The organism is Pseudomonas sp. OA65 (genome assembly GCF_017498305.1).
GTDB classification, from domain to species: Bacteria; Pseudomonadota; Gammaproteobacteria; order Pseudomonadales; family Pseudomonadaceae; genus Aquipseudomonas; species Aquipseudomonas zanjanensis.
In genome coordinates, this window is sequence record NZ_JAGDEZ010000034.1 from 59,496 (window position 1) to 65,664 (window position 6,169).

Consider the following 6,169-nt stretch of genomic DNA (forward strand, 5'->3'; position numbering starts at 1 on the left):
CCAACCTGACCCTGACCGGCAGCGTGCTGACCAACGACACCCAAGGTGCGGACCCTGTGGCCTCCGGCCCAATCACCCCCGGCACCTTCACCGGCACCTACGGCACCCTGGTGCTCAACGCCGACGGTTCCTACACTTACACCCTCAACACCGCCGACGCCGACTTCAAGGGTTTGCATGGCGGTGGCAATGGCAGCGAAACCTTCACCTACACCCTGACCGACGCCGACGGCGACACCAGCACCGCGAACCTGGTTCTGCAAGTCCACAACAACGACGACCCGGTGATCATCACCGGCCTCGACACCGAAGGCGGCGAGCTGTCGTTGCAGGAAAAAAATCTCAGCGACGGCAGCAGCCCGGATGCATCGGCCCTGACTCAAAGCGGCACCTTCACCGTGACGGCGTTGGACGGTGTGCAGACCCTGAGCGTAGGCGGGATCAATGTGGTGACGGGCGGTGTGGCGGCGGGTTTCCCACAATCGATTACCACCGCGCTGGGCAACACCCTGACCATCACCGGCTTCAACGCCAATACCGGCGTGGTCAGCTACAGCTACACGCTTCTCGACAACGAAGCCCATCCAAACGCCAACGGCGCCAACAGCCTCAGCGAGCAATTCGCCGTAGTCGCCACCGATGACAACGGCACCACCGCCAATGGCAACCTCGACGTGAATATCGTCGATGATTTACCGACCGCCCATGCTGATTCCGCCTCGGTGGACGAGGGCGGGACGGTCAGTGGCAATGTCCTGAATAACGACGAAGGTGGTGCCGACGGGCCGGCCGCGAGTGGTGCCGTGATCGGCGTGCGCGCCGGTAATGACACCTCGACCCCGGCGATTGGCGGTTTGAACACCCAGATCAACGGCACCTACGGCTACCTGACCCTGGACGCCAACGGCAACGCCGTCTACCACAGCAACCCGAACACCGTCAGCGCCCCGGGCGCGACCGATGTCTTCACCTACACCGTGCGCGATGCCGATGGCGATGAAAGCACCACCACCATCACCGTCGATGTCCACGAAAGCTGCCTCGTCGCCACACCGGACCAGGAAATCAGCGTCTACGAAAAAGCCCTCGATCTGAACCAGGACGGCCAGGACCTGGCCCCCGGCACCGTCACCGGCAGCGCTCCGAGCGCCACCAGCGAGACCGCCAGCGGCAGCCTCGTCGGTTCGGTCAGCGGCGCCGTGGGGGCAGTGACCTTCGCCCTGGTGGGCAACGCCACCGGTGCCTACGGTCAATTGTCGCTACAGCCCGACGGCTCCTACACCTACACCCTGACCACGCCGGCCACGACAACGCCTCACGCCAACGATGGCCCGAATGCGCTGAGCGAAAGCTTCACCTACCAGGCCACGGACTCGTTGGGCAACACGGTCACCAGCACCATCGTCATCGACATTGTCGACGACGTGCCCAAGGCTCACTGCGACGCTGCCTCGGTGGTGGAGGGCGGGACGGTCAATGGCAACGTGCTGGACAACGACGTACTCGGCGCCGACGGCGGCGCAGTCATCGGCGTGCGCGCTGGCAACGACACCTCGAACCCTGCCATCGGCGGCCTCAACACCCAGATCAACGGCACCTATGGCTACCTGACCCTGGACGCCAATGGCAACGCGGTCTACCACAGCAATCCCGACGCGGTTGGTGCAGCGGGCGCGACGGATGTCTTCACCTACACCGTGCGCGACGCCGATGGCGATGAAAGCACCACGACCGTCACCATTGATGTACACAACAGCTGCCTCGTCGCAGAAACCGACCACGACATTACCGTCTACGAAAAAGCCCTCGACCTGAACCAGGATGGCCAGGACCTGGCCCCCGGCAGCGTCACCGGCAGCGAGCCGAGCGCCACCAGCGAGACCGCCAGCGGGACCTTGGTCGGTTCGGTCAGCGGTGCCACCGGCGCCGTCACCTTCACCCTGGTGGGCAACGCCACCGGTGCCTATGGCCAGTTGCAGCTTCACCCCGACGGTTCGTACACCTACACCCTGACCTCGCCGGTCTCGACCACGCCCCACGCCAACGATGGCCCGAATGCCCTGAGTGAAAGCTTCACCTACCAGGCCACGGACTCCCTGGGCAACAGCACCACCGGTAGCCTGGTGGTCAGTATCGTCGATGACGTGCCAAAGGCCGTTGCGTCCGAGCGTTCGGTCACGGCGGTGGAGATCGATTCGAACCTGCTGATCGTGCTCGACGTCTCCGGCAGCATGAAAGACCCCTCCGGCGTGTCGGGGCTCTCGCGGATGGACCTGGCGAAACAGGCAATCAGCGCCTTGCTCGATAAATACGATGACTTGGGTGATGTGAAAGTCCAGCTCGTGACGTTCAGCGGCAGCGCCACCGACCAGAGCGGCATGTGGGTGGATGTGGCAACGGCCAAGACGCTGATCTCCGCGCTGAGCGCCCACGGCGATACCAATTATGATGCGGCCGTGGCGACGGCCAAGACGGCGTTCGCCAATTCCGGCCAACTGACCGGCGCACAGAACGTTGGTTATTTCTTCTCCGACGGCAAGCCGACCTTGGGCGCAATCGGCACGGCGGACGAAGCCGCGTGGAAAGCCTTCCTCGACGCCAACGGCATCAAGAACTACGCCATCGGCCTGGGCAGCGGCGTCAGCAACGCCCATCTCGACCCGCTGGCCTACGACGGCAGTGCCCATACCAACACCAACGCGGTGGTGGTCACCGACTTGAACCAGCTCAACTCGGTGCTTTCCGGCACCGTGCAAGGCGCGCCGGTCACCGGCAACCTGCTGGGCGAGGGCGGTTCGTTCGGCGCCGATGGCGGGTTTATCAAAAGTCTGGTGGTCGATGGCACCACGTACAGCTACGACCCGGCGGCCAACGGTGGCCATGGTGCACTGACCGCCAGCGGCGGGCTCAACCACGGTTCCTTCAATACCGCCACCAATACGCTGAGCATCGCCACCGACCACGACGGCACCTTGGTGGTCAACCTGGATACCGGTGCGTTCAGCTATACCTCCCAGACCGTCACCCATACCTTGATCACTGAGCATATCGGCTACACCGTCAGCGATAACGACGGCGACCTGGCAAGCTCCAACCTGGTGATCAAAGTCGTTCCGAACAGCCCGCCGATAGCTGTCGATGACAACGTCATCACCAACGTGCTGTCGGGCAACATTGTGATTCCGGGTGAGTTGCTGCTGGGTAACGACAGCGACGCCAACGGTGATCCGCTCACGGCTTCGCCGACCAGTTTCAATACCGGTTGGCTCGCCAAGGGCGCAGACTTCACCGGCAGCATCGGCACGGCCAGCTTCACCGGCAGCAACGTGCAGTCGATCAACCTCAGCCGCAGTGCCTTCGTCGCCAATACCGCGAGCATGACGGCGATGCTGGTGGTCAGCGGTGCACTGGGAATGGTCTCCAACAACAACGTCAACGACGAAGACCGGCTCAACATCAGCCTCAAACAGGGCGAAACCCTCACCCTGGACCACAACCTGTCGGCCGGTCGCATTGCGATGGAGTATTCGCTCAACGGCGGACCGTTCATCGCGATCAACGACGGCGCGTCTTTCACCGCGGCGGCGGATGGCAACTATCAGATCCACGTCACCAACATCGCCAACCCCGGCGGCGGCAACGCCAACGCTGCGGAAAACTATCAACTGACTCTGACCGTCGATTATGCCGGGGCGCAGGACAAGGCCGCGGATTACCATGGCAGCTACACCGCCAGCGACAACCACGGCGGCAGTGACAGCGCCTCGGTCGGCATCAGCTATCAGGCGGGCCACACCCTGACGGGCACCAGTGGCAACGACGTACTGTTGGCCGGCAATGGCGACGATGTCCTCAATGCGGGGGACGGCAACGACACCCTCAGTGCCGGTTCGGGCAACAACACCTTGCAGGGCGGCGCAGGCGATGACGTGCTCTACAGCGGCGCGGGCAATGACCTGCTCGATGGCGGCAGCGGAAACGACACCGCCAGCTACGCTCACGCCACCTCGGCGGTCACGGTGAACCTGGGCCTGCTGGCGGCGCAGAACACCCAGGGCGCCGGCGCCGATACATTGGCAGGCATCGAAAACCTGGTGGGCTCGAACTTCAACGACACCCTCACCGGCGACGGTGCCAGCAATCGCATCGACGGCGGGTTGGGCCATGACGTGCTCAATGGCGCAGGTGGCGATGACCTGCTGATCGGCGGCCTGGGCAACAACACCCTGACCGGCGGCAGCGGCGCCGATACCTTCCAATGGCAGGCGGGCAACAGCGGCCACGACGTGATCACCGACTTCGCGCCTGGTGTCGACAAACTTGATCTGTCCCAGCTGTTGCAAGGGGAGAATGGCAGCGCGGCGTCACTGGATGACTACCTGCACTTCTCCATCAGCGACAGCGGCGGGTCGGTGACCACCAGCATCGACATCAGCGCCCTTGCCGGCGCCACGCCGAACCAGACCATCGACCTGGCCGGCGTCAACCTGGCCAGTCATTACGGCGTCACGCCGGGCGCGGGGGGAATCATCGGCGGTGCGGACACGGCGACCATCATCAATGGGATGCTGAATGATCATTCGTTGAAGGTGGATACGGTGTGACGTGAGCTGAGCTGAAATGACAAACCCGCCATGTCCGGTTTGGATGTGGCGGGTTTTGTTCATGTTAGTGAAGATAAATGGGGATGCCCCACCGCTACTTGAATGCACACAGACCCTTGTGGCGAGGGAGCTTGCTCCCGCTCGGCTGCGCAGCAGCCGCAAAAGGCCTGGCGCGCAATGCCTGGGAGATTGAGTTAATCCTGAGAGGGGCGGCTTCGCCACCCAGCGGGAGCAAGCTCCCTCGCCACGCTAGATATTCAGGATTTGCGCAGCGTTTTCTGCCTGAGAATATAAACCGTCACCAGCACCGCACTGGTGAGCATGAACCCCCGCGCCCATGGCAATGGCACCAGATAGCAGGACAACAGGATGCTGGCCCACATCAGCCCGATGGCATAGACCTTGCCCTTGAGCGGGATGCCGTTGCCGCTGAGGTAGTCGCGGATCCACGGGCCCAGGTGGGGATGCCCTACCAGCCATTGGTAGAAGCGCGGTGAACTGCGAGCGAAGCAGGCCGCGGCCAGCAGCAGGAAGGGGGTAGTGGGCAGGACGGGAATAAAGATGCCGATGACCCCCAGCACCACGCTCAGCCAGCCGATGGCCAGCAGAGCGTAACGCAGGATCAGCGGGCGGTTGCCGACGGGCGAGGGCACCCGGTCACTCAGTGGTGGCGAGGCTTGAGGATCGCCGGTTTCTCGTCCGGGGCGTTGCACAGCAGGTACAAGGCAGTGAGGGCTTCGGGGATCTGGACGATCATGTCGTCCATCAGGTTCGCGTCGGCGGCGATGTCGGAAAACTCCGGTTGCTCGTCGAACAGGCCGGAACCCACCATGATCGGCAGCAGCATTTCGCTGACTTCCTCTTCGGCGGTTTCGAACCAGGCGGCTTCGCGCAGGAACACGCCTTCCATGAAACCGATGCACCAGCCACGCAGTTCGGAGTCGTCCGGGTCATCGCCCAGGTCCAGTTCGCAGGGCAGTTCGAATTCTTCGTCGGAAGCCAGTTGGCGAGCGATATGGGCCTTGAGGCCGACCAGCGTGGCTTCGATTTCGGCGCGCTGGGCTTCGTCGCTGTAATGCGGCTCTTCGGCGAACAGGGCGTCGATCCACTCACGGTCCGGCACTGTTTCTGCGCAGATGGACAGGGCGGTCAAGTAGCCATGAGCGGCCACGTAGTCCAGCGCTTCGTCGTGCAGCTCATCGGCGTCGAGGAAGACTTGCAGGCGGGTCAGTTGCTCAGCGAAGGACATTACGGGCTACCTTGGGGAATAAACAATGCGGGAATTCTAGGCCTTCTTGAGCGCCCAGGCCAGCCGCGTGGTGGATTTGCCTTGTTGTTGGCCGGGCTTGACTCAAAGTCAGGGCGGTTTGTGGCGAGGGAGCTTGCTCCCGCTGGGGCGCGCAGCGGCCCTGTTTTTGGGGACGGCTTCGCCACCCACCGGGAGCAAGCTCTCATCAAACAAAATCCATCCCCTTGTTCTCCAAAGCTTTTTAAGCCGCGACCAATCGAACACCCAGCTTTGTAGCCTTACGCTGTAAGACTCTAAGCTGACGATCACGGCTTTT

At 63.0% G+C, this 6,169-nt stretch carries 4 protein-coding genes; 1 reads left to right on the plus strand and 3 read right to left on the minus strand.

Annotation, left to right across the window (positions count from 1 at the left end; translation table 11 throughout):
- On the plus strand, positions 1 to 4,604 hold a 4,604-nt coding region (locus tag J3361_RS22975), incomplete at its 5' end, for a VCBS domain-containing protein (RefSeq protein WP_207966450.1).
- 257 nt (positions 4,605 to 4,861) lie between these two features.
- Here J3361_RS22975 and J3361_RS22980 read toward each other — a convergent pair.
- The 3 genes from J3361_RS22980 to J3361_RS22990 all read right to left on the minus strand — a co-directional run.
- A complete protein-coding gene (locus J3361_RS22980; RefSeq protein ID WP_207966451.1) occupies positions 4,862 to 5,257 on the minus strand; it encodes a YbaN family protein in 396 nt (131 codons plus the stop codon).
- Between the two features lie 8 nt (positions 5,258 to 5,265).
- A complete protein-coding gene (locus J3361_RS22985; RefSeq protein ID WP_207966452.1) occupies positions 5,266 to 5,853 on the minus strand; it encodes a YecA family protein in 588 nt (195 codons plus the stop codon).
- Positions 5,854 to 5,961: 108 nt separating this feature from the next.
- On the minus strand, positions 5,962 to 6,169 hold a 208-nt coding region (locus J3361_RS22990), incomplete at its 5' end, for a hypothetical protein (RefSeq protein WP_207966453.1).